Annotated in this window: 15 protein-coding genes; 10 read left to right on the top strand and 5 right to left on the bottom strand. The window is 41.7% G+C overall.

Annotated features, from left to right (window positions below; all coding sequences use genetic code 11):
* Positions 1 to 33: 33 nt before the first annotated feature.
* The 4 genes from VXK47_RS03995 to VXK47_RS03980 form a co-directional block, all read right to left on the bottom strand.
* Positions 34 to 3,063: an FAD-dependent oxidoreductase gene (locus VXK47_RS03995; RefSeq protein WP_435547479.1), complete on the bottom strand. Its 3,030-nt coding sequence runs from the start codon at positions 3,061 to 3,063 to the stop codon at positions 34 to 36.
* 17 nt (positions 3,064 to 3,080) lie between these two features.
* Entirely contained in the window at positions 3,081 to 3,980 is a 900-nt protein-coding gene (locus tag VXK47_RS03990) for a CoB--CoM heterodisulfide reductase iron-sulfur subunit B family protein (protein WP_435547478.1), read from the bottom strand.
* Positions 3,981 to 4,019: 39 nt separating this feature from the next.
* Positions 4,020 to 5,765 carry a 4Fe-4S dicluster domain-containing protein gene (locus VXK47_RS03985; protein ID WP_435547477.1) on the bottom strand — a complete coding sequence of 582 codons (1,746 nt, stop codon included), beginning with the start codon at positions 5,763 to 5,765 and terminating at the stop codon, positions 4,020 to 4,022.
* Between the two features lie 286 nt (positions 5,766 to 6,051).
* The gene (locus tag VXK47_RS03980; protein ID WP_435547476.1) at positions 6,052 to 7,437 is read right to left on the bottom strand and encodes a sigma-54 interaction domain-containing protein; all 1,386 of its coding nucleotides are present in this window, start codon (positions 7,435 to 7,437) and stop codon (positions 6,052 to 6,054) included.
* A 379-nt stretch (positions 7,438 to 7,816) separates the two neighbouring features.
* On the opposite strand from VXK47_RS03980, the gene VXK47_RS03975 reads away from it, so the two are divergent.
* The 7 genes from VXK47_RS03975 to VXK47_RS03945 all read left to right on the top strand — a co-directional run bounded on the left by VXK47_RS03975 (position 7,817) and on the right by VXK47_RS03945 (position 17,542).
* On the top strand, positions 7,817 to 9,382 hold the full coding sequence (locus tag VXK47_RS03975; protein ID WP_435547475.1) for an acetyl-CoA decarbonylase/synthase complex subunit delta: 1,566 nt from the start codon (positions 7,817 to 7,819) through the stop codon (positions 9,380 to 9,382).
* A gap of 101 nt (positions 9,383 to 9,483) precedes the next feature.
* On the top strand, positions 9,484 to 11,526 hold the full coding sequence (cooS, locus tag VXK47_RS03970; RefSeq protein WP_435547474.1) for an anaerobic carbon-monoxide dehydrogenase catalytic subunit: 2,043 nt from the start codon (positions 9,484 to 9,486) through the stop codon (positions 11,524 to 11,526).
* Positions 11,527 to 11,587: 61 nt separating this feature from the next.
* The gene (acsB, locus tag VXK47_RS03965; RefSeq protein ID WP_435547473.1) at positions 11,588 to 13,801 is read left to right on the top strand and encodes a CO dehydrogenase/CO-methylating acetyl-CoA synthase complex subunit; all 2,214 of its coding nucleotides are present in this window, start codon (positions 11,588 to 11,590) and stop codon (positions 13,799 to 13,801) included.
* 55 nt (positions 13,802 to 13,856) lie between these two features.
* Entirely contained in the window at positions 13,857 to 15,197 is a 1,341-nt protein-coding gene (gene acsC, locus VXK47_RS03960) for an acetyl-CoA decarbonylase/synthase complex subunit gamma (RefSeq protein ID WP_435547472.1), read from the top strand.
* Positions 15,198 to 15,281: 84 nt separating this feature from the next.
* Positions 15,282 to 16,163: a dihydropteroate synthase gene (locus VXK47_RS03955; RefSeq protein WP_435547471.1), complete on the top strand. Its 882-nt coding sequence runs from the start codon at positions 15,282 to 15,284 to the stop codon at positions 16,161 to 16,163.
* A gap of 111 nt (positions 16,164 to 16,274) precedes the next feature.
* Positions 16,275 to 16,889, top strand: coding sequence for a DUF3786 domain-containing protein (locus VXK47_RS03950; RefSeq protein ID WP_435547470.1), 615 nt, complete (start codon positions 16,275 to 16,277; stop codon positions 16,887 to 16,889).
* A gap of 308 nt (positions 16,890 to 17,197) precedes the next feature.
* Positions 17,198 to 17,542 (top strand): hypothetical protein, encoded by a 345-nt coding sequence (locus VXK47_RS03945; protein WP_435547469.1) that lies wholly within the window; start codon positions 17,198 to 17,200, stop codon positions 17,540 to 17,542.
* Positions 17,543 to 17,648: 106 nt separating this feature from the next.
* Here the strand turns inward: VXK47_RS03945 and VXK47_RS03940 are convergent, their stop codons facing one another.
* Entirely contained in the window at positions 17,649 to 18,029 is a 381-nt protein-coding gene (locus VXK47_RS03940; RefSeq protein WP_435547468.1) for a pyruvate formate lyase family protein, read from the bottom strand.
* A gap of 329 nt (positions 18,030 to 18,358) precedes the next feature.
* On the opposite strand from VXK47_RS03940, the gene VXK47_RS03935 reads away from it, so the two are divergent.
* From VXK47_RS03935 to VXK47_RS03925, 3 genes are all read left to right on the top strand, one after another.
* Positions 18,359 to 18,568, top strand: a complete 210-nt coding sequence (locus VXK47_RS03935) for a hypothetical protein (RefSeq protein WP_435547467.1) — start codon at positions 18,359 to 18,361, stop codon at positions 18,566 to 18,568.
* 131 nt (positions 18,569 to 18,699) lie between these two features.
* Entirely contained in the window at positions 18,700 to 18,939 is a 240-nt protein-coding gene (locus VXK47_RS03930) for a hypothetical protein (protein ID WP_435547466.1), read from the top strand.
* A 31-nt stretch (positions 18,940 to 18,970) separates the two neighbouring features.
* Positions 18,971 to 19,798: a nitroreductase family protein gene (locus VXK47_RS03925; protein ID WP_435547465.1), complete on the top strand. Its 828-nt coding sequence runs from the start codon at positions 18,971 to 18,973 to the stop codon at positions 19,796 to 19,798.
* The last annotated feature ends 167 nt before the right edge of the window (positions 19,799 to 19,965 follow it).

Here is a 19,965-nt window from a genome sequence, read left to right as displayed (position 1 = left end):
GAATTAAGTAAATAAGTGTATATTTAACAATACCTAAATTTCATTTATCATTGCCATAATTTGATCTGTACCAAACCCCTTCAGATTAATTGCGCCGGAACGGCAGGAAGCTACGCAAAGTCCGCATCCTTTACAGAGTATCTGATTGACACTCGCCCTGCCTGTAAAAGGCCCTTTTTCGATGAATGACAATGCCGAGTAAGGACATATTTTCACACAAACCCCGCAACCGCTGCAAAATACGGAATTTACCTGTGCTACTGTTCCGCTCGTTTGCAAAGTACTTTTGGCTAATAGCGTTATAGCCCTTGTCGCTGCTGCCTGGGCCTGGGCAATTGATTCATTAAGCGGCTTCGGAGCATGAGCCAATCCGCAGATAAACACGCCATCAGTTGTGCAATCGACAGGCCTGAGCTTAACGTGCGCCTCCTCAATAAAGCCGTCTTCATCGAGTGTCAGCTTAAACATATTTGCCAAGGGATTTTCTTTCGGCGCTATGATAGCTGTGGCAAGCACAACGAAATCCGCATGTATTGCCATCTTCCGTTTGATTACTGTATCGGTAAATTCTACGACAAGATTTTTACCGTCCTTCTCAACGGACAATTGCTTGTCATAGTCATATCGCAGGAAATGAACACCCATTTCTCTGGCCTGACGATACATATCTTCACGTAATCCATAGGTTCGTAATTGCCTATATATAATAAAAACGTCTATTTCAGGATTTAATTTTTTGAGATTAATGGCATTTTTTACCGAATGAGAACAGCATATTTTTGAACAATAAGGTCTCTCTTCATTGCGCGAACCAACGCATTGTATAAAGGCAATGGATGATATACTCTTAAGCCTTCGGCTGTTTTCAATAAGCATTTGATCCAATTCCAAACCGGTCAGGACATGGGGATTCAAGCCATAAAGGTATTTATCAGGTTTGAATTCAGACGCTCCGGTCGCAATAATGGCCACGCCATGTTTCAGCACTTCTTCTTTACCGTTTGTGCAAACAGTAGTTTCAAAATTTCCGACAAAACCTTCCACATTTTTTATTTCCGTATTTAAACGCACATCAATTTTTTCATGCGCCAAAACTTCATCAATCAGAAGCGTGGATAAATGCTCCCGGACATCATCGCCCCGCCAGGTGCGATACATACGGCGGGCGTGACCGCCGAGTTGCTCGCTTTTTTCAACAAGATATGTGTGATAGCCCTGTTCCGTAAGGGTTTTTGCCGCAATTATTCCTGCTACGCCTCCGCCTATCACAAGGACAGATTGGTTGATTTCAATTGACGGTTCGATAAGCGGCTCCTGCAAGCTCACCCTGGCTACGGCCATCCTTACAAGATCTTTCGCTTTTTCCGTGGCATCTTCAGGAAATTCGGCATGTACCCAGGAACACTGGTTGCGGATATTGGCCATCTCAAACAGGTATTTGTTGAGACCCGCATTTGTCGCTGTTTCCTGAAAAAGCGATTCATGAGTTTTGGGAGTGCATGCAGCCACAACCAGGCGATTAAGATTCTCGTCTTTAATCGCTTGAGTTATCTTAGCCTGGGTGTCCTGTGAACAACTGAACATGTTATCCTCTGCGTAAACAACGCCGGGAAGAGTTTTGGCATATTCGACAACAGAGGCTACATCAACAATCGAGGCGATATTTACTCCGCATCGACAAACAAAGATTCCGGTGCGTATGGACTCACCTCTCACATCTATTTCTTTTGGTATTTCTTTGACCTTGGTGAGGGTCCAGCGGGATTCGCTGAGAGTGCTGCCTGCAACACCTGCAGCAGCGCTTGATTCGATTATTGACCCGGGGATGTCCTTGGGCGCCTCAAAAGTTCCGCTCACAAATATTCCGGGCACAGATGTCCTTGTTGGTTCAAATGACGAAACAGTAGCAAAATTAAAATGATCAAGCTCGATTCCCAACCTGCCCGCAAGATCAATCGTATCCTGGCTCACGCCAATACCCACAGAAAGCACCACTATGTCGAATTCTTCGTCCACCCGTTTTCCTGCTTCATTAACATAGCATATGAGAAGCCGTTCATTATTCATCCGTATAATATTGGTAATTCTGGTTTTTATAAAACGTATGCCTATTTCATTTTTTCCTTTTCTGTAGTATCTCTCATAATATTTTCCATGAGTGCGCACATCTATATAAAAGATAGCCGTATCCAGCATATTTTTGCAGTGCTCTTTTGCAACCATTGCCTCTTTAATTGCTTGAGTGCAACATAATGATGAGCAATAATTTCTCGCCCCGATATGTGAATCTCTGGAGCCTACGCACTGTAGCCACGCTATTTTTTCCGGCTTTTTATTGTTTGACGGCGTCACGAGACGGCCTTGATAAGGTCCGGATGGAGAGAGCATCCGTTCAAATTGTAAACTTGTCACAATATTGGGAGATTTCCGATAACCATATACATCATGGGCGCCCGGGTCGTAGGCTTCACAACCTGCGGCAACGATAATAGCTCCCACATTAAAAATAAGATCTTTTTCTTTGTCATCAAAATTGATCGCTTTCGAAGGACAGAATTTTTCGCAGGCCCTGCCTTTCCCTTTTTCAAAATATACACAATTGTTCGGATCAATAGCATATTTAAGAGGAACAGCTTGAGCATACTTCACATAGATAGCCTTACGTTTGCTGAGACCTTCGTCATATTCATTGTCAACTTTTTTAGGGCATTTCTGTGCGCACAGGCCACAGGCAAGGCATTTATTCATATCCACATATCTGGGATGCTGGATAACGTGAACTTTAAACTGCCCTGACTTGCCCGATATGTCCATAACCTCTGAAAGGGTAAGCAACTCTATATTTATGTGCCGGCCGACCTCGACCAGTTTCGGAGAAATAATTCACATAGCACAGTCATTAGTGGGAAAAGTTTTATCCAGTTGGGACATGATCCCGCCAATGGAAGCGGTTTTTTCTACAAGATAGACGTAATAGCCTGTGTTTGCGGCATCAAGCGCTGCCTGCATCCCGGAAATACCTCCACCGATGACCATTATAGACCCGACCTTTTCTTGAGACATATTACCTCCGGAACTTTTTATTGTTTCTGCCCTTCCTGGCTATCTATTGCCAAAAAGTTTTTTATACTTGTTAACTCTATCTGATTCTTATCTAATCCGAGCATGTTGCCGCCAATACCCATAGCAAGACCGAGAAGCTGCGGATACAGGATACCGGGCAGTTGATTGTTTATGCCGCGCTTTAAAGACATTTTCACCTGAACACTATCAAATTGCACATAACACCATGGGCAGCCGACACAAAGAAAGTGAGCACCTGCCTGCGTTGCGGATGATATCTTTTTTCCCATCAAATCCATTGAAAGCTCATCGTTTACTCCGGTAAGCGGCGCTCCGCAGCATTCAAGTTTCAATGGCCATTCTATGCTCCTGGCTCCGGTGACCTCCACCAATTGATCAAACAAAACAGGATCTGCGGCATTATCAAATTGTGTGATTTCACTTGGTCGCAATGCATGACATCCGTAATGCGTTGCAATATTAAGATCTTTGAATTTTACTTTAACTTTTTCTTTTATTGCTTCTAATCCCACATCCTTGTGGAGTACTGAAAGGAGATGTGTCACTTCAGCGTTTCCAGTGTATGCAAGTTGTTCCTTCGCCAATATTGCGTTGGTTTCGTTAAGCAGTGACGGATCATTTTTCAACAGGTCATTTACTTTCTTAAGACTGCCGTAACAGCATTTGCAAAGGGTCATCAGATGCAGCCCCCGCTTTTCTGCAATAGCAAGATTCCTTGCGCCCAAAAGCACAAACATCTTGAAATCAGAGTTTCTGAGGGGATAACCGCAACAGTTAAATTGTTTAAGAGTTACTGATTTAACGCCCAGCTTTTTCAGGACAGCCCTTGAAGAAAGCTCATACTGCCGGACGCGTCGTTGTATTGTACACCCTAGAAATAATGCGTATTTCATCATTGTTTTCCTGCTTTTTAGCGTTAGCTTATCACAGCCGATCTAAAGATTGCTTGCCTCTTTTAATGCCATATTTTTCAGTTCATAAAACACTTCTGTCACTTTTACACCCTGCGGGCAGTGTTCCTGACACTGATAGCATGTAACACAATCCCACAGCATTTTTGATCCGAGAGCCAAATCCTTAAGGCCTAAATCAAGAGAACGCATTATCTGATGCGGAAGCATTCCAAGTACCTCTTCCGGGTTTTCATAATTTCTGACGACAGGACAAACGGTTGAGCAGTTCTCACAGGAAAAACAACAGGAATAATTATTTGCCTGATAAGACTGACCGGTATTAAGCTTTAATTCCTTATTTATCGGGCTTAGAGTAATAATCTTCTCCGATTTTTCTATATACCCGCATGCGTTTGCGATTTTTTCCCTTATATTATTCAATGGTTTTATATAATCAGCAGGATCAAGCTCACTTAGATCTATGCTGCGATAAAAAGAAAGCGGCGAGAGTACAAGCGGTGTCGAATGCCCTTTTTGAAGCATTTCTTCCTTGACATTTTGCCAAAGTTCTCTCAGGTTGATTCCAACGGGGCACGCTACAGTACAACGATCACAATTTGTGCACATATAGACGCCTTCCTGAATAGTTTTAAGTGAATCATCACTTAATTTTTTATTGGCCACATAATTTTTGAGAAAGGCCATTTTTTCTGAAGGAAGAACTGTGATATTCCCATTTTTAAAATAGGCTACACGAACTGAGCATCGCCGGCTGCATGTCCCGCAGTGGGTACAGGCATCCAGTTCCAAAATTTGTCTGGTAGCGATATTGGCCGGGTTGGATTTTTTATTATCCATGACCGCATTAGATAACAGGCTTATAGGGCTCGCGAAAATATGAAACATTTTGCTGAATGGAAGATATGCAAGACCGATAAAGCATGACAGAAAATGAATATACCAGAGTATGACAGGCATATCAGCACGATCGAAAGCACCAGCAAAAGGTTTGATAACTTTTGCCACCGCATAACCCGTTAAAGCATACCGGGGGCTCGAATGACATGAGGCGCAGTTTGTTTCATGACTTTCCGCTCCTGTTTTTAGTGTCTCATCATCAAATGGGCCCTTCAAATCAGAACTGACCAACCCGTAATTTTTCACCCAAAATGCTTCAAGCGCCTGAGCTTCTTCAACGTCTAAATCCGAATATTCATCAACCATCTCCTGAAAAATTGAACGGGATGTGATTTTGACGCTTTCCAGAAAAATACCTGAAAATATAATTATGGTAAGAATAAAAATAGCATAAACATCCATTGAACCGGTTTTGAGTTTCGGCGCTCTTAAAATTATCCGCCTGACAATTGCAATGCAAATACCGATTATCACCATTAGTCCGAACATATCTCTTAGAAACAAAAAAGGATTGAGTGTAGAATAGTAATCAGGAAAAATAGGCTGGGTGATGAATTTATCCATAGCATGCATAAAGAAAAGCATCATAAAGCCAAAGTAAATAAGCATATGCATAAGCCATCGGATAAAACTCTCTTTTAGCACACGAATCTGGAGTATAATATCAAGGACAAAAACCCTTATCAGGATCGCAATTTTAGCGCTTAAAAGAGTTTTTAAAGTTCCTTTTATCACTGTAACAACTCTATCAGTCGCAGAAATATTTGCAGCATTGAATCCAATACTTCTTCTGAACCAGTTGGATATTTTATAGGTCATACCGAAAACAAATATTGCGAGAGAGATATACAAAGCGATGTGATAAAACATGAACCTATCTCCTATTATGGATTAAGAGTTGTATACCGACCCAGAGGATTTATAATCCGATGCTGATTTATACTTTTTGGGCCTTTATAACAAGGAGTTTAAGTCAATCCTTTGCGTTTACGTAATAGTCAAAGCAAGTATCATGCCTTTTAAGAGTTTTTTTTATGATTTCAAACCAAACAATGAATTAAGATGATTATACAATATTTGTCAATATTTTGTTCGATATTTTTCTCTTATGTGTTAAAATCTTAACATGTGTTAAAATTATTGAATCATCAAAAATTCAGATTTTTGCTTCGCGCTTCAATTGGATATCGAACCGCTTCATCCGGCTCCAAACCGTTACACGGGAAATACCTAAAATGCGGGCCGCTTCCGATTGGTTCCCGTCCGCCTGTTTTAAAGCTTCAATAATTTGAGTCTTTTTCACTGCTATGCGATCAGGTTTTGACTTTTTGGATTTTGTCACCGGACTTATGTTTTGTTGATATATGTTGGGGGGAAAATTATGAGGCTTAATTATGGATTCCTGACAAGAAACAGCTGCATATTCAAAAGCGCTTTTCAACTCCCTGATATTTCCAGGCCATTCATAAGTCATTAACAGCCTCATAGCATTGTCATCTATTCCTTTTATATCCTTGCCGGTTTTAAGTCGAATTCTCTGTATAGAATGATCAACAAAAAGCGGGATATCTTCACGTCTTTTTCGTAAAGGGGGAACATAAATGGGAATTACATTGATCCGGTAAAAAAGATCTTCCCGAAAAGAACCATTTTTAACAAGGGTTTCCAGATTTTTATTTGTTGCCGTAATTATACGAACATCAACTCGAATTGGCTTATTATCTCCAACTCGCTCAATAGTTTTTTCTTCAAGAACGCGGAGCAATTTTATTTGTGTAATAAGAGGCAAGTCTCCGATCTCGTCCAGAAAGATGTCTCCTCCGTGCGCCGCCTCAAACCTTCCCTCTCTACCTTTGTGTGCGCCCGTGAAGGCCCCTTTCACATGGCCGAAAAGCTCACTCTCAAGCAAAGATTCATTCAGGGCTGCACAGTTAACTTTGACAAATGGTTTATTTTTACGCTGACCTATATCGTGAATGGCCCTGGCTACCAGTTCTTTTCCGGTTCCGCTTTCTCCGAAAATAATAATTGGGGCATCCGAAGTGGCAACATTAGAGATCAACTCAAAGACCCGCTCAATGGCGACAGAAGCACCCAACATCCCCTGAAACCCGTTTTCTGAACAAAGTTGATCCCTTAAAGCTGTAATCCGGGTGTCTTTTTTGATAATTTCCGTTATATCTGTAATCGTTTCAACAGCACCCATAACCTTATCTTTCAAGTCTCTTAGAACGGATGCATTTTTTATTACATCAACATGCCGACCGTCCTTTCTTGTCAGTCTGCACCTTCTCATATCCAACGTGCCGGTTTTGAAGAGTTCGCACCATATATCATCCTGAGTTTGCCGAAAAACCTCACAGGTGTCGCAGGCTAATAGCATGCAGGATTTTCCGATGACTTCCTGGTATGGGTATCCTGTGATTGATTCAAAGGCCTTATTAACAAAAACAATGTTTCCGGCTTTGTCCACAATCATCACACCATCTAAAATGGTATCTATTACCGTTTTCCAATGTCTGTTTAATTCCTGTTCAAACATGGTGTCTCCATATGTCAAAATTTAACATGTGTTAAATATAATTTTTTAACAATATCATGACAACAAAAAAAATAAAAAATGACAATTCAATGCACTAATTTACCGTTGAATGGTTTAATTATTGACAAACTAAAAATCTCAATATAAGGCAATCATATATTGTTTTATATTTTAAAAATGCTACATAAAAATTTATTTCTATCTAACCGGTTAAAATCGGTTTATTGGTTATAATTACTTGGATTTATAATAAAATTGAAAACTAATGAAAGGAGGATCGGTTTTATTTTTAAGGCAGAGGTTGTTTTTTTTACCCATAATTTTTTTGTTAATCCCCTAACTTTATAGTGGATTAGCTTTTTATTAAAAGGAGGTAGCTTTGGGTTTTGAAATATATAAAGAATCTTATTCCGGCGGTATAAAGGGCATTACAATAGGAAAAGGCAAAAATGCTGTTACTGTCGGTGGTGAGACATGCTATCCTTTCTATCTTTTTGAAGGAAGCATGCCGAATAAACCCAGGATTGCAATGGAAATCTGGGACACTGAACCGGAAGACTGGCCGGAATCAGTGCTATGCTATTTTAAGGATGTGGTTTCCGATCCTGTAGCCTGGGCCAAAAAGAGTGTTGATGAATATGGTGCTGAAATGATTGTTCTTCAGTTAAAGAGCGCTGATCCTAACGGCAAAGACGCATCACCTGAAGAAATTGCTGCAACAGTAAAGAAAGTCAGTGCTGCTGTTAAAGTTCCTCTGATTGTCTGGGGATGTGCCAACACCCAGAAAGACGAGGCAGTATTAAAGAAAGTCGCTGAAGAATGCCAGGGCGAAAATCTTACGATGGGACCGGTTGAAGACAAGAATCACAAGGGTATAGGTGCAAGTGCCATGGGATATGGTCATACCCTTATTTCATCATCACCCATAGACGTTAACCTTGCAAAACAGATAAATATTCTTCTTGAAAATCTGGGCGTTTCAACTGAGAAAATTATTGTTGATCCTACAACAGGCGGTCTTGGATACGGTATGGAATATTCCTATTCCGTTATGGAACGTTTGAGAATGGCAGCCCTTGCTCAGGGCGATGACAAGCTGCAGTATCCTTTGATCAATAATCTCGGAAACGAAGTCTGGAAATGCAAAGAAGCAAAACAGACAGAAAAAGATGCTCCGGCTCTTGGCGATCCCGAAAAGCGCGGTATTCTCATGGAAGCCGTTGGCGCGGTAAGTTATCTTCTTGCTGGTTCGGATATACTCATTATGAGGCATCCTGAAGCTATTCGTATGGTTAAATCTTTTATCGATTGCCTGGCGGATGGCGGCTCACTGCAGAAGGTTGAGCCTATTAAGAAGAAACTGAGTGATGTTGCTATCGATTTCAAAGCATTATCGCCTGAACCGAATCTTACAATAGAAGAAGAAAAAGCTAAAAAAGCCGAACCGGCTAAAAAAGCGGAAGCTCCTAAAGCAGAAGCAAAACCGGCTGCGCCGAAAGCGGAAGCAAAAGCCGCTCCCAAGTCAGAGCCAAAGGCTGAAGCGCCTGCTGCTCCTAAAGAGGATATGAAAGCTAAAGCTGCAGATGCTGAAACTGCTGCTAAAGTAAAAGCTGAAGAGCAAGCAAAAGCTAAGGCAGATGCTGCTGCTAAAACCGAAATTGAGGCAAAAGCGAAGGCGGATGCCGAGGCTAAAGCAAAAGCCGAAGCTGATGCGAAAGTAAAAGCTGATGCTGATGCAAAGGCAAAAGCTGAAGAGCAGGCAAGGGCTAAGAAAGAAGCTGAAGAACAAGCAATCAGGGACAAGAGATCTCAGGAACGCGAAGAGCGCCTTGCGGCAAAGAAAATGGCTCCTGGCATAAAAGCAGCAATGACGGCTGCTGCCGAGCAGAAGTCAGAAACTGATAAAATGCTGGATAGATTGAAAAGAATACACAGAAGGCTTTAATTTTTGTGATAGTGTATGGTGTACGTCTCCTTATTTACTATGGTAATAATCCATATTGGTGACGGTGCCTGAACAATAAACAATATGAGGAGGAACCTCTAATGGCAGAAGAAACAAAAGAAAAGGTTGTCAAGACTCCCAAGGAGAAAAAAGTTGCCGATCCGGTAGCCGCATCCATGGACCTTGCGACCCAGATTATGATCAAGCGCGCCCAGGAACTGGGTGTTGAAACAATTTTTGACAGGGCTGAAAATATGAAACCCTGTAATATAGGCGTTCAGGGCACATGCTGCAAAAACTGCTCTATGGGACCCTGCCGTCTGCCCCTGACCAAATCCGTTGAAGATGGGCCGGATGAACGAAAAGGCCTTTGTGGCGCGACAGCAAATACGATTGCAGCAAGAAATTTTGCAAGAATGGTGGCTGGCGGTGCATCAGCCCACTCGGATCATGGCCGTTGCGTGGCTGAAGTATTCATGGCCGTTGCGAGAAAAGAATCCAATGATTACAAAATCAAAGATCCGCAGAAGCTTTTGGCTGTTGCCGAGGCTTTGGGCGTTGCCATTACGGTAAAAACCGATGATGGTAAAGAAGCCGATCGGAATATCGATGAAATTACTCTGGAAGTAGCAGAAATTGCGCTGGCCGAATGGGGTAAACCCGAAGGCGAGCTTCTTTACGCGAAACGCGCGCCTCAACCGCTTTATGAAAAATGGAAAAAAGCAGGAGTTATTCCCCGGAATATCGACCGGGAAATCGTCGAAATCATGCACCGCACCCACATGGGCGTGGATCAGGACTATAAGAATATAGTAAAGCAATGCACGCGTGCTGCCATAGCTGACGGATGGGGCGGCTCCATGCTGGCAACCGATCTTCAGGATATTTTGTTCGGTACTCCTTATCCTGTACAGTCCGAAGCCAACCTTGGCATCATGAAGGAAGACCATGTCAATCTCATCATTCATGGTCATGAGCCGGTTCTTTCCGAGATGCTTGTAGCCGCTGCACAATCCAAGGAAATGATCGATTACGCCAAGAGCATGGGCGCAAAGGGCATCCAGCTTGGCGGTATATGCTGCACCGGAAACGAAATGCTTCAGCGCCACGGCGTGCCGACGGCAGGTACATTCCTACAGCAGGAACTTGCTATCATCACCGGCGCATGCGATGCCATGGTAGTGGATATTCAATGCATAATGCAAAATATAGCCAATGTCGCCAAATGCTTCCACACCAAGCTGATCACTACACATCCAATTGCCCGAATGGAGCAGGATAACGTTATTCATATCGAATTTGATGAACATCATGCCATGGATGATGCCAAACGCATTGTTCGCATGGCCATCGAAAATTTCAAAAACCGCCGTGCAGAGGTCATGATTCCCCGCCAGAAAGCCACGCAGATCGCCGGCTTTGGTGTTGAATCCATTAAATATCATCTTGGTGGAACTTTCCGTGGCGACTATTACACATTAAATGACAATATCATTAACGGCCGAATAAGAGGTATTGCAGGCGTTGTCGGCTGCAATAACGCCAGAACCCGTCATAATGAAGGCCATATTTTGGTGGTTAAAGAGCTGATTAAAAATGACGTAATTGTTCTTACAACAGGTTGTAACGGAATAGCCTGTGCAATGGAAGGTCTTCTTACCCCTGAAACTGCGGCAGTTTACTGCGGCCCCGGGCTTGCGGAGGTCTGTGAAACAGTAGGTATTCCTCCTGTTCTTCATCTCGGCTCATGCGTTGACAACAGCCGAATACTTCTTGCTGCAACGGAGGTTGTTAAAGCAGGCGGCCTTGGAAAAGATATATCCGATATTCCTGTAGCAGGCAGCGCTCCGGAATGGATGAGTGAAAAAGCCATTTCGATCGGTCATTACTTTGTAACTGCCGGCGTATATACCGTATTCGGAGTTACATTTCCGACCAGCGGCGCACCCGTGTTTGAAAAATATCTGTTCGAGGATCTGGAAAAGATCTATGGCGGCATGTGGGATTTCGAGATAGACCCGATCAAGCACGCGCACAAAATGATTGCCCATATTGATAAAAAACGAAAGGCTTTGGGCATAGATAAGGCTAGGGACAGAGTGCTTATGGATATGGCTGACCGTATGAAACTGGAAGCAGTATAATTATGGCATGATTGTTTATTTAAAACCAAGATTTGAATAATCCTCAACGAAGGAGGAACATATGTCAAGATTAGTAGCATTTGCCGCCATTCAGGGCGGGTATAATATAGTATCAAAGGTAGAAGGGATGTACAAAAAGGCCCTTGCGACATACAATGCCGACACAAAAGTCGGTTTTCCGAATACGGCTTATTACCTTCCGGTAATATATTCTCTTCTGGGTATGAAAGTTGAAACCCTTGAAGATATGAAAAAACCCCTGGAATTTGCAAGAGGGCTTCTGCCGCCCCATGTTAAAGGAAGCCATCATCTTCCCTATCTTGGGCCTCTTCTTGATGCAGGTATGGCAGCTCTTTTTGCTTTTGAAATCCAGGAAGCAATAAGATATTTAAATGAGCCGGATTTTTATCTTCATTCCGAAGATATCGACCAGGAAGCGGGAAAAATCTGGCTGGGAGCAGCCGATGATACGGTTTTCAGAAAAAGAGGAGTTGAATTTGTTGATGGTTCCGCACCAGGATTTGCAGCTATTGTAGGCGCAGCGCCTGATCCTGAAACCGCGAAATTAATTGTTGAAGAATACCAGAAAAGAAGTCTTTATATCTTTCTTGCCGCAAACCAGAACGGAACAACGGTAGCAGAACAGCTTCTTGAAGCCGGAGTCCAGATAGGCTGGAATACGAGGATAGTTCCTTTCGGCCCGGATATTTCTTCGGCTATATTTGCGCTTGGTTTTGCAAACAGAGCCGCCATGGCGTTTGGTAACATAAAGCCTGGCGACTATAAGCGCATGCTTCTTTATAACAAGAATCGTATTTTTGCTTTCGTTAACGCTCTTGGCGATGTAAACGCTGAATGGGCTGCAGCGGCTGCCGGTTGCGTAAACTGGGGCTTTCCGACTCTTGCAGATACGGATATACCTGAGATTCTTCCAACAGGCATATGCACATACGAGCATGTTGTGGCTAATGTGCCTTATGAAGAAATGGTACAGAGATCGGTTGAAGTCAGAGGCCTTAAGGTTACCGTTTCAAAAATAGATATTCCATGCTCCTTTGGCCCTGCATATGAAGGCGAGCGTGTCAGAGGCGCCGATCTTTACTGCCAGATGGGTGGCGGCAAGAGTCAGGCGACTGAGCTTGTCAAGATGGCGGAAATGAATGAAATTGAAGACGGTAAAGTAGAAGTTATAGGACCTGACATCAAGGATATGAAACAGGGCGAATCGGTTAATCTTGGAATCTTTGTTCAGGTTGCCGGACGTGAATTCCAATCTGATTTTGAGCCGATCCTGGAGCGTCAGATTCATCATCTTGTAAATTATATACAGTATATAATGCATATCGGGCAAAGAGATATTTCATGGGTGCGTGTAAGCAAAGCTGCGGTAGAAAAGGGCTTTTCGTTAAAAGATATCGGAGTTGTGCTTCATGCTAAGTTTCACCAGGATTTCCAGAAAATAGTGGACAAGGTGCAGGTAACTCTTTACACCAAGAAAGAAGATGTTAACAAACTGACAAAACGTGCGAGAGCTGAATACAGGACCAGAGATGAGCGCGTTGAAAAGATGACTGATGAATCGGTTGAAATATACTATTCATGCACGCTTTGCCAGTCGTTTGCTCCGAATCATGTTTGTACGGTAAGCCCTGAAAGAACGGGTCTTTGCGGAGCATATAACTGGATGGACTGCAAGGCTTCTTTTGAAATAAACCCGACCGGTCCAAACCAGCCGATTGAAAAGGGCGAATGTCTTGATCCGGTTCTCGGACAGTGGAAAGGCGTTAATGATTTTGTATTCAAGGCTTCAAGAGGAGCCGTTACACACTACAATTTTTACTCAATGATCAAAGATCCGATGACCACCTGCGGTTGCTGTGAAGCTATTGCAGCCACACTGCCTACATGTAACGGAGTTATGACTGTTCATCGTGATTACAACGGTGAAACTCCGTGCGGCATGAAGTTTACCACGCTGGCAGGAGTTATGGGTGGCGGAGCATCATCTCCGGGCTTTGTGGGGCATTCAAAATTCAATATCACTCAGGGAAAATTTCTCAAAGGCGATGGCGGACTCTTAAGAATGGTATGGATGCCAAAAAGCCTGAAAGAAGAGATCAAAGACAGAATTATAAAAAGAGGAGAAGCACTAGGATATCCCAACCTGTATGACATGATCGCTGATGAGACAGTTGGGATAACCGAAGAAGAAATTATGCCTTTCCTTCAGAAAGTTGGACATCCGGCTCTTACCATGCCTTCTCTTTTGGGGTAATTGAAAAAGCCGGCAAATAAGAAATTTTGTATTTAAATTAAATAAGGAGATAAAAATGGCATTAACCGGTATTCAGATATTCAAACTCCTGCCGAAAACCAACTGTAAGGAGTGTGGCGTTCCCACATGCCTTGCATTTGCCATGAACCTGGCTTCCGGCAAAGCTGAGCTTGATAGCTGTCCATATGTTTCCGAAGAAGCCAGGGAACAACTTTCGGCTGCTTCGGCGCCTCCTATACGTCCCGTTATTGTTGGTAAAGGCGTTCGTTCGTTCACGACCGGTGGCGAGACTGTACAATACCGCCATGAAAAAACTTTTTTCAACCCGACAGCATTTGCTGCTCTCATTAATTCCGATATAAAGGATGCTGAGCTTAAAGATAAGCTTATTAACTGGAATGCTTTCCAGTATGAAAGGGTTGGATTGAATTTACGGCCGGAACTCATTGCCCTTAAAGACGTAAAAGGAGATGGGAAAGAATTTGCAAAGAAGGCAAAAATGATTGCCGAAACTTCCGAATTCAATCTTATTCTAATGAGTGAAAACGCAGATGTAATCAAAGCTGGGGTAGATGCATGCAAGTTCAAGAGGCCTCTTATATATGCCGCTACTGAAGGCAATGTAGATGCGATGGGGCAGATTGCAAAAGAAAATAATCTGCCTCTTGCAGTTAAGGCAAATTCCGTTGAAGGCTTGATTCCTCTTACTGATAAACTGACCGGTATGGGCTTAAAGGACCTTATACTTGATCCGGGCTCAAGAGAAATTAAGCAATCTTTGGAAGATATGGTTGCTATTAGGCGTGCAGCTCTTAAATCAGGAAACAGGTCTCTTGGTTTTCCGACAATAACACTTCCATGTGAGATGGCATCAAATCTTGATATGGAAAATCTTATTGCCGCAATGCATGTAGCTAAATATGGCGGAATTGTGGTGATGTCGGATTTTAAGAGCGAGAATATATTCCCGCTTCTTCTTGAAAGACTCAATATTTACACTGATCCTCAAAGACCTATGACAGTAACGCAGGGAATTTATCCTATCGGAAATCCTGATGAAAATTCTCCTGTTCTTATTACAACAAACTTTGCTCTTACTTATTTTATTGTTTCGGGTGAAATTGAAAGCAGTAAAGTTCCGTCATGGCTTCTGATAAAGGATTCGGAAGGTCTTTCAGTTATGACTGCATGGGCCGCCGGTAAATTCTCAGGCGATGATGTAGGTGCATTCGTGAAAAAGAGCGGGATTACCGACAAGGTAAAGCATACCAAGATAATCATTCCAGGCTATGCTGCAGCTATTGCAGGTGATATGGAAGAAGAACTTCCCGGATGGACGATTACTGTCGGTCCTCGTGAAGCAGCACATATCCCGGCATTTTTGAAGGCAATGTAATAACAAGCAGGTGGCGGTTTTCTTTTTTACAAACAAGAATATCGCCACCATTAACAACCGTTAGCAAATAAACGGGGAGGTCGTATGTTACTTATTGGTGAAAGTTTAAATGTTATTTCAAAAAAGATCGGGAAGGCCTTCAAAGAACGCGACCCGAAACCGATTCAGGAAGAGGCCCTTTTTCAAAAAGAAAAGGGTATGGATTATATTGATATAAATCTCGGACCGGCAAAAAAAGACGGGCATGAACTTATGCCATGGGTTGTTGAAGTTGTTCAGGAAGTTGTAAGTGATATTCCTCTGGTGCTCGATACATCAAACATCGATGCTATTGAAGCGGCTTTAAAAGTATGTAAACTTCCGCCGCTTATCAATTCCATCATGTGCCGTCCCGAACGTTATGAGAAAATGATTCCTCTTGCAGCAAAGTATAATGCTGATTTTATAGCACTGATGTGGGGGCCGGACGGCCTTCCCCGTGATGAGAACGAACGTGCTGCTCTGTGCGTTGAACTTTTATATGCTGCAAATGAAGCAGGCATTCCAAACGAAAAAATCTGGGTGGATGGTATAGTAACACCTGTTAATATCCAGCAGCCTCAACTTATAAGCCTTATGGAGTTTCAGGGAATGATTGAAGATATTGCTCCCGGTGCAAAGAGCACTTGCGGCCTGTCAAATATTTCAAACGGCCCACCGGTTCATCTGCGCCCTATTCTGAATCAGACCTATATGGTTATGCTTCAGAAAAAAGGCATGTATTCGGTTATTTCAGATCCTCTTGATGAAAAGCTTACTGAAATTGCAAAAGGTAAACGTCAGGATATCGTTGATCTGATTTATTCAATCGTAGATGGCAATGAACCTGATGTTTCAGGTCTTTCAAAAGAAATGCAGGATTACGCAAAAACGACTAATGTAATTCTTGGAAAGACTCTTTATTCCGATTCATGGCTTGAAGTCTGATTTTTATTATACATGAAAACATATAAAGCCTCTCCCTTATTCAGGGTGGGGCTTTTTTTTACGGATTAGAACTATTTTACTATCATAATTGCGAATTTCCGGAATATTATAATGGCACGTGTAGATGACTATATTAATGCAAAAAAATTAGCGGCAGAAGAACTGGCAAAAGAGTCTTTGGATGAGATAGCCAAAAGGTCGGGATACGATAAAACCGGAACTGATCAGCTTAGAGTTTCCTTTTTAGACAGAATCTATATTTTGAGTTGGCCTGGTTTTGAATTTAAGGATGAAGCGTTTGAAAATAAAGAGGTGCCTATTCAGGAACAGGTTATCATACTGCATTATCTTATGGCAAAGTTTCCAGGCAATAAAACAGAACAATGGATTTCGTTCAGGGAAATTCCGGGAGCTTCTTTTTATTTCTCCGCTTTTGTTAAAAGAGCGATAGATCCTTTGAAGAATGTATTTGGAAAAGATATTGCTTTATTTGCAAAAGCCGCTGGCTGTTTAAACGGGAATGCTATTGACGCTGGCGATGCCGGTTTTGAGTTTAAACTCTTTCCTTTTGTTTCATTGCAGCTTGTTTTATGGGAAGGTGATGAAGAATTTACGCCCGAAGCAAACATCTTATTCCAGGATACCATCGGTGATATTTTTTTGCCTGAAGATGTTGCCTGGCTTTCCGGTATGTTAGTATACAGACTTGTTGCGTTATCGCGTTAATGCTAAAGTTTCGCCATAGTACTCTTATTGTTTATGCTTTAAAAATATATATTCCTCAAAAGTATTTATATTTTTTTATCAAATAAATTTAACTATAATATCCTGTATTTATAATATTTAATATATCTTATTTTTATTATTATTTCCTTATTTTTATTGACAGTAGTATAGTCCGGTGACATACATTAAAATGTATCTGTATTCATGACTATAAAACCAATAAAAAGGAGGTGATTTAGAGGAAAGTTTTATATTTTTCAATATATTAATCAATATTTTTCCAAAAACCATTTTAAAGGAGATAGCTTATGAAAAAGATTTGTTTAGCAATATTTTTGTTGGTCTTATTTGGTGTTTTTGTATCAGGTTGTGCTACAAAAGATTTCCTGAAACAGGAGATTACTCCTTTGTCTGACCGTGTTGGGGCTCTCGAACAAAAAGTAGCTGCAAACGAAGCTAAAATTAAAGAAGTTGAAAGCAAAGCTGATGCTAATACTGCTTCTATTAATCAGGCTAATGAAAAGGCCACAAAGGCAGAGACTGACGCTATGAGTGCTCAGCAAGCAGCAAAGAATGCGGAAAACGCTGCAAATGAAGCTGCACAGTCCGCTAAAAAGTGTGAAAAAATATTCAAGCTGGAACAAAAGAAATAGATACGATTATAACAATGTCTATGTGAAAGGGGATGATGTCTAAAAAATCGTCCCCTTTATTATTTTAAAGCAATATAAAAGCATAGAAATACAAGCAAATATGATCTTAGCCAATCTTTAGTTTGTACCCGCAATGCGCTGGTATTGCGGAAGAAATAATCTTGACATGGGGTCCACTATAATAATCCGGAAAAGGATTAACACCCCTTCTGTCTTTGGCTAAACTGCCTACGATCGGATTTTCATCAATATAAAGCGTCATATTCCTAAGATATCTGTCGAGAACTTTTGCTCTGGTAATAACAATCGGTTCCCCTCCTGCTTCCTTATACACCTCATGCAAAGCCCTTGTTCTTTCTGTAGAGCTCTTAATTTCCGTATTGATAAAACTTTCTTTAAGCCTTTCTACACGCTCGGTTAAAACCGGTTTTTCAGTTATTTGGTAGCTTGCAATTTCATCGTTCTTTCTTAATGCAGTTGTTTGCATATTTCCTTCCTCCTTTTATTTGAAGATTTATCTAAAATTTGCTATCTTGCAAAAGATAATAATTCTGATTTTTTAATAAATTTAATAAACAACATATGCTGATTTTTTCTGTCTTTTGATCATATAATACTCAGCATTGCAATTATATCAAGGCCAGGACATGTCCTCTAATAATTTTAAACATTATAAATCACTTGGTCAGCTTATCAAGGATTACCGGCAATGGCGCAAAATAAGCCAGGATGAATTTAAGGAAAAGAGTTTTTCAGTGATCTGGGCATGAGAATCGCGTGGAATGCCTGTGATTACGAGGAAAAATTTCTGATGATGTGCCGTCAATACTTGAAATCGAATTGGATATTCTGGTTAAACGATTTGAGAGCTATTCTCCTCCCTTAACAGTTGATACTCCTTTATCCGTTGATAAGGTGAGTAAGGTGAGTTCGGAAATAAAAGAGGGGGAAATCGATATAAAGACAATAATCTGCCCTAATCCGGGATGTGAAATGAACGATAAAGCCGGAGAAGGCAAAATATAATCTGCAACGGAACCTACAGAACAAAACAGGGGGTCTTAAGACGCAGGTATATATGTAAACAATGCGGCACATCATTTAGCAGTAAAGCAGGAACAATTTTTTATGGGCTGCGTTCTCCGGAAGATAAGATTATGATGGCCTTAAAGCTTCTGGTGAATGGAATGTCTCTGACAGGTGTTGCAGATGCCATGAATGTTAAGTTTGAAACTGTACGGCGCTGGTTAAAAGTTGTTTCAGGTCAGAGAGGGAAAATTGATGGCCAGCTAATTAAAAAGCTGAATGTATCACAGGCCCAGTTAGATACCTTATGGGCTTATATCAGTGATAATTCTCTTCGCAAAAGAGCGATTCTTTTGAAAAAAAAGTCATAAATAATAGAATTAATATAAGGAGAAAATGCCAATGGGGCTTTTAAAAATAGATGAAAGCAAATGTAAGCAGGACGGACTCTGCGCAAAAGACTGCATGACCGCTATTATACGAATTCCTGAAGGCGGGGGCTTTCCGTATATATCCCCTGATATGGAAAACATGTGCAGGGTTTGCGGGCATTGTGTGGCTGTATGTCCTCACGGGGCTTTAAGCCATGAACTTATACCCATCGAAAAATCTCCGGCAATAAAGGATGAACTTAAAATAAGTCAGGATCAGGCTGTACAGTTTTTGAGAACCCGCCGTTCGATTCGATTTTACCATGATAAACCTGTGGAGAAAGAAAAAATCCAAAAGCTTATTGAAACAGCTCGCTATGCGCCTACAGGCAGCAACAGCCAGATGGTGGAATGGCAGGTTTTGACGGATAAATCCGTGATTCGTAATCTGGCGGCAAAGACTGTGGAATGGCTACGGCAGTTGCTAAAAGACGACCCTTCGATTGCCAAAACCAGCCCATACCTTTATCAGGTTTTGGCGGCATGGGATGCTGGCTATGATCCGGTACTCAGAAAAGCGCCGGTAGTAATAGTTGCATCAGCGCCCAAAGAGGCAATGAGTGGCGCAACGGATATAATTTTGGCCCTTTCCTATCTTGAACTGCTGGCTCCAACAATGGGACTTGGAACATGCTGGGCCGGATTGTTAAACGGAGCACTACTTGCTTTGCCGTCTTTAAAAGAAGATATGGATTTACCGGAAAACCATCCGTATCACTTCCCCTTAATGTTGGGATATCCCAAGGCTAAATATTACAGACTTCCGGAACGGAAACAACCGAAGATAACTTATCGTTAAACCAAAAAGGATTTATTGTGATTAAGATTTTGGTAGCGTCGTCAATAGGAGACCTGGAATAATGCCCTCCAGTATTATGAACATTAAGCCTTCCTTTCATTGTATTCGTACACCATCTTTTTTGAATGTCAAGAAAAAACTTGTCCCCTCTCTTAAAAAGCAAAATT

This window comes from Desulfobacterium sp. N47 (assembly GCF_051233685.1).
Lineage (GTDB): Bacteria > Desulfobacterota > Desulfobacteria > Desulfobacterales > RPRI01 > RPRI01.
This window is presented reverse-complemented; position numbering and strand designations above follow the sequence as displayed.

Excerpts from the sequence above, each read along its gene's own strand:
- VXK47_RS03990 (WP_435547478.1), bottom strand. The coding sequence starts at position 3,980 with ATGATGAAATACGCATTATTTCTAGGGTGTACAATACAACGACGCGTC.
- VXK47_RS03985 (WP_435547477.1), bottom strand. The coding sequence starts at position 5,765 with ATGTTTTATCACATCGCTTTGTATATCTCTCTCGCAATATTTGTTTTC.
- VXK47_RS03980 (WP_435547476.1), bottom strand. The coding sequence starts at position 7,437 with ATGTTTGAACAGGAATTAAACAGACATTGGAAAACGGTAATAGATACC.
- cooS (WP_435547474.1), top strand. The coding sequence starts at position 9,484 with ATGGCAGAAGAAACAAAAGAAAAGGTTGTCAAGACTCCCAAGGAGAAA.
- acsB (WP_435547473.1), top strand. The coding sequence starts at position 11,588 with ATGTCAAGATTAGTAGCATTTGCCGCCATTCAGGGCGGGTATAATATA.
- acsC (WP_435547472.1), top strand. The coding sequence starts at position 13,857 with ATGGCATTAACCGGTATTCAGATATTCAAACTCCTGCCGAAAACCAAC.
- VXK47_RS03955 (WP_435547471.1), top strand. The coding sequence starts at position 15,282 with ATGTTACTTATTGGTGAAAGTTTAAATGTTATTTCAAAAAAGATCGGG.
- VXK47_RS03950 (WP_435547470.1), top strand. The coding sequence starts at position 16,275 with ATGGCACGTGTAGATGACTATATTAATGCAAAAAAATTAGCGGCAGAA.
- VXK47_RS03945 (WP_435547469.1), top strand. The coding sequence starts at position 17,198 with ATGAAAAAGATTTGTTTAGCAATATTTTTGTTGGTCTTATTTGGTGTT.
- VXK47_RS03940 (WP_435547468.1), bottom strand. The coding sequence starts at position 18,029 with ATGCAAACAACTGCATTAAGAAAGAACGATGAAATTGCAAGCTACCAA.
- VXK47_RS03930 (WP_435547466.1), top strand. The coding sequence starts at position 18,700 with ATGATGGCCTTAAAGCTTCTGGTGAATGGAATGTCTCTGACAGGTGTT.
- VXK47_RS03925 (WP_435547465.1), top strand. The coding sequence starts at position 18,971 with ATGGGGCTTTTAAAAATAGATGAAAGCAAATGTAAGCAGGACGGACTC.